At 65.6% G+C, this 4,377-nt stretch carries 4 protein-coding genes; all 4 read right to left on the bottom strand.

Annotation, left to right across the window (positions count from 1 at the left end; all coding sequences use genetic code 11):
* Positions 1-78: 78 nt before the first annotated feature.
* Positions 79-1,239 carry a porin gene (locus tag AC1DO7_RS39790; protein WP_441614414.1) on the bottom strand — a complete coding sequence of 387 codons (1,161 nt, stop codon included), beginning with the start codon at positions 1,237-1,239 and terminating at the stop codon, positions 79-81.
* 133 nt (positions 1,240-1,372) lie between these two features.
* Entirely contained in the window at positions 1,373-1,939 is a 567-nt protein-coding gene (locus tag AC1DO7_RS39785) for an RBBP9/YdeN family alpha/beta hydrolase (RefSeq protein WP_441614412.1), read from the bottom strand.
* A 25-nt stretch (positions 1,940-1,964) separates the two neighbouring features.
* A complete protein-coding gene (locus AC1DO7_RS39780) occupies positions 1,965-3,296 on the bottom strand; it encodes an MFS transporter (protein ID WP_441614410.1) in 1,332 nt (443 codons plus the stop codon).
* 584 nt (positions 3,297-3,880) lie between these two features.
* On the bottom strand, positions 3,881-4,377 hold a 497-nt coding region (locus tag AC1DO7_RS39775; protein ID WP_477117451.1), incomplete at its 5' end, for an aminotransferase class I/II-fold pyridoxal phosphate-dependent enzyme.

Genomic DNA, 4,377 nt, shown 5'->3' with positions numbered 1-4,377 from the left:
ATGGCGGGCCGGATGCCGGCCCGCCATTTTCCGCCATCGCCCGCCATTTCCAGTCATTTCCCGCCGGATGCGGTCCGGTCAGAACTTGTGGCGCAGGCCTACGGCCGCGCCGATCATCGTGCTCTGCCCGTTGGCCAGCGCATAGCTGTTGCCCAGTGAAAGGCTGTTGGCGTAGGTGGTAGCCAGCGATTCGAGCATCAGGCCGGCGTTCTTGGCGAACGCGGTGGTCACGTAGACGTCGGTACGCTTGGACAGCGAATAGTTCGCGACGAAGGCGATCTGCCAGGGGTTGGCTGTCTGCGTACTGCCGAACAGGCTCTTGACGTCGTCGTAGTTGTACTCGAGCGTGAGCCCCACGGCAGGCGTGACCTGGTAGTTCGCCCCGATCCAGTAATAGTCGTCGCGCTGGATCACGGAGCCTGCCGCATTCTTGTTCTGGCCCCAGCGATACCCGCCCATGAACCTGGCCGTGCCGTAGGTGTAGCTTGCGCCGACCACGGCCTTCTTCAGCGTGCCGCTGCCGGTGCCGATGGTCGGATTCCACTGGTCGTAGCCGAGGGTGACGCCAAACGGGCCGGCCTCGTACGCCGCGGCGGCACCGTAGGCGGTGTCGCGCCGGAACTGGCCCGGCACTTCGCCGTTGCCGCCGATGGGCGTCGCCACGCCGACTGTCGCGGGCAGGGCCACGCCCGTGCCGAACGACCAGTGGGCCAGCGCCTTCACCGGACCGAACTGGCCGGTGTACTTGACGGTGTTGTCCTCGCGGAAATTGGCGCCCGACTGCAGAACGACCGGCTCGTACTGCGTGGCATAAGCGGTCGGCGAGTAGTTGGCGAGCGCCTCGAAGATCGAGGTGTACTGGCGGCCAAGCGTGAACTGGCCAAAACTGCTTTGCACGCCCACGAAGGCCTGGCGGCCGAACAGGCGGCCGCTCTGCAGCGCATTGCCGGTATCCAGGCTGAAGCCGCTTTCCAGGACGAACACTGCCTTGAGGCCACCGCCAAGGTCTTCGACGCCGCGCAGGCCCCAGCGCGAGCCGGACAGTCCGCCCGAATCCATGCGGTAGACGTCATTGGACGGGCCGCGATTGAACTGGTTGGCCGCCGTGGGTACCGCGCCGACGTGGTTGACGTATTCGATGTTGGCGTCGACGACGCCATAGAGTGTGACGCTGGACTGCGCATATGCGCCCCCTGAGCACACCAGCAGCGATGCGATGGCAATGTTCTTCAATTTCATTTGGTCTCCTCTTCTTTCTTTCACCGGGTTACGGCGTCCGATTTTTCCGTTGACAGACGGATTTGCTTTGGGTGCTACTTTCTCTTGCGGCCACGTTCGAACGCGAGCGCCGGAGCGTGACCTATCTTCCACTCTAGCTGGCAGGCGTCAACGCCGCCAGCAATTCCGTGGCGCGTGGCCACGGCCCGTATCCGGCGGCGGGATTGAGGTGACCCACGTGGCCAAGGTCAACCAGCCGGCTGCCCCACGCGCGGGCCATCCCGGCGACCCGTTCGAACTTCGCCAGCGGATCATTGCGGCTCGCCCCGACGATGCTGGGGAAGGGCAGGAGCTGCGCTGGCGTAGGCAGCCAGCCGTTCTGTGCCAGGGCCGCCGGATCCGGGTACCCCGGTGGCAGCGGGTGATCGAAGTCCGGTGGCGCCGCCAGCAGCGCAGCCTGGATCGGACGCTGGTGCTGCGCGGCCCAGTGCACGGTGATGATCACGCCTGCGCTGTGGGCCACCAGGACCACCGGCCCGTCGATCTCGGCAATCGCTGCGTCCAGCTCCGCGACGCGCGCCGCGCAGCTCAGCTTGTCGTGTTCCAGCGGGGGCACCGAGCGGGCATTCGGCAGTTGCGCCTGGAGCAGCGTCTGCCAGTGTTCCGGCACATGGTCGCGCAGACCAGGCACCATCAGGATTGTGGTGTTGGGGTCAATCATTATGAAAGGGTGGGGGGTGGAGAGGTCAGGGCCGCGCCTGCGCGGCGCGCTGGCTTTGAATGCGACGCAGGTCGTTGGCGTAGTACTTGCGCCCGATCGCGAATGCCAAGGTGGCGCACAGCCCGGCCAGCGGAATGATCTGCAGGGCGCCGAGCAGACCGATCCTGTCGGCGATGACGCCCGTCACAAAAGGCCCGGGTGCCAGGCCCAGCAGGTTGTTGGCCAGCGTGAGCGTGGCGAAGGCTGTCGCGTGAATGCTTGGATGCGTCAGGTTGGCCACCACGGCGCTTGCCGGTCCGGCCGTACCGCCGACCAGCAACATGCCGGCACAGATCAGGACCATTTGCGCCGCGCCGGGGGGCGTGTGGAAGGCGGCCAGGAGCAGTGCGCAGCTGGTGGTGCTGTAGGCAATGGCCATCAGCCACTTGCGGGTGGGGGCGTTGCGGGCAACCCAGTCGGTCAGCGCGCCGCAGACAATCATGCCGGCGCCGGCGGCCAGCACGAAGGCGGCGGCCGTCAGGCTTGCGCGGTCCGTGGCCATGCCGTAGTAGCGCGACAGGTAGCTTGGCATCCACGCAAGCAGCGCACCTGTGACGAGCAACTGCATGGCGCTGCCGACATAGGCACAAAGAATCGAAGGCGCCGAAAACAGGGCGGAAACCAGGGGCCGCAATGCCAGGCGCTTGGGTGCCGCCTCGTCGCCCTTGTCCTCGCCGATCAGTTCGCGCTGCGCCTTCAGGCGCGGCTCGGTCACCACGACGCGAAACAGTGCGACCAGCACCAGGCCGAAGATGGCCATGCTGGCAAACGCCCAGCGCCACCCGAGGTGGGCGGAGAGGGCGCCGCCCAGTGCCATCCCCAAAACCGACCCGAACGGGCCGCCCGCGATGAACGCGGCGCTCAGGCTGGATCGCAGGCGACGGGGGAACACCGACAGCACCATGGCAATGCCCACGCTGCCGTAGGCGGCTTCGCCGATGCCCACGCACATGCGGGCGATGAACATCTCGCCGAAGTTTGTCGCCACCGCGCAGCCGAGCGTGGCGAGGCTCCACAGGGCCGCCATCAGCGTGAGGCTCTTGACGCGGCCCCAGCGGTCGGCCAGGACCGACAGCGGCAAGGTCAGCACGCCCACCATCAGCGCAACAACGCCGCCGAGTGCCCCCAGCTCTGTGTCGGTCAGTGCCCATTCGTTCTTCAGCAGCGGAAATACTGCATTGAGCACCTGGCGGGACATGTAGTCTGACAGCAGCAGGCCAAAGCCCAGTGCGAAGACCACCCACGAGTAGGGATGCGTCCCGGCTGGCCTGACCGGATTTACTGCCATGATGGAATGTGTGGAACGTTGTCCAAGCATAAATGCCTCTGATGGAAGACTTTGACTGCACTCCCGGCGGTCTGGGCCGGTGAGTCGACGCTTCCTTCCACGGCACCTGCCAGCGTCCGGTCGCAACTGATGACAAGTATCTAGGATCAGTTGCACACGGTTTGATGATCCGGGACATCAATTTTGCATCCTGGGACAGTCAGGGAAAACCTGAGGCGCTTGGCTCGGGCCTTACGCAAGCGGATGGACTGTGCGTTCTCGCTACCGCATTCGGCGACCCGTCTCATGTGCCTGCCGCTGCCTCGCGGCGCAAACCGGGGATGCCTGCTACGAAGTTGACGGGCGGGTTGCCGGCGTACCGGGCTGCGCCGCCGTCGGGAGTTGCCTCCGGGTGTTCGCTGGTCGTTGCATGACCGCACGACCGGGCTGCCGGTTCTTTGCGGGGCACCGCGGGCGACATGGCCGAATGGATGATGTGCCGGATGCAACCCGTCGGCTCGTGCGACACCCGTGCCAGCTCACCATGTCCGCGCCGCGGCCGTTCCCGGCAGCCCGGCCGACATGGCCGGCACCGGGGGGGCCGCGGCGCTATCAACGTCATCCGGCCGGTCTGTCTACTTCTTCTTGCCCTTCTCCGCCTTCCCGCCGGACTTCCTGTAGCGCTCCAGGTACTCGTCGCGCAGCTTGCGAACGCAACGACCGATCTTCACATAGTCTTCCTGGTTCAGGTTGGCCAGCGAAACCCGTCCCGATGGGTGGCGCGTACCGAATCCCTTTCCGGGCAGCAGCACCACGCCGGCTTCCTCGGCTAGCCGGAACAACAATTCGTGYGGCTCGACGGTATCAAGCAGCCATTTGACGAAATCCTCGCCGACTTCCCTGCTTTGCTGCTCGACATCGAGCAGCGTGTAATAGTCGACGACGTTCGAATCCACCGGCTCGGGGGCGACGCCCATTCCGCGATACAAGGCGGCCTTGCGGCTGCGGATCAGCCGCTTCATGGCGTCCTTGTAGTTGTCCGACGAATCCATCAGGGAGAACAGGGAGAACAGCACCATCTGCACTTGTTGCGGAGTGGAGAGGCCCGCCGTGTGATTGAGCGCCACGGTGC

Source organism: Cupriavidus sp. 05N40 (assembly GCF_056397305.1).
The sequence above is the reverse complement of the archived record's forward strand: the minus strand, read 5'-3'. Positions and strand labels throughout refer to the sequence as shown.

What these genes read in the sequence shown, in the direction of transcription:
- AC1DO7_RS39790 (WP_441614414.1), bottom strand. Translation starts at nt 1,239, where the DNA reads ATGAAATTGAAGAACATTGCCATCGCATCGCTGCTGGTGTGCTCAGGG.
- AC1DO7_RS39785 (WP_441614412.1), bottom strand. Translation starts at nt 1,939, where the DNA reads ATGATTGACCCCAACACCACAATCCTGATGGTGCCTGGTCTGCGCGAC.
- AC1DO7_RS39780 (WP_441614410.1), bottom strand. Translation starts at nt 3,296, where the DNA reads ATGCTTGGACAACGTTCCACACATTCCATCATGGCAGTAAATCCGGTC.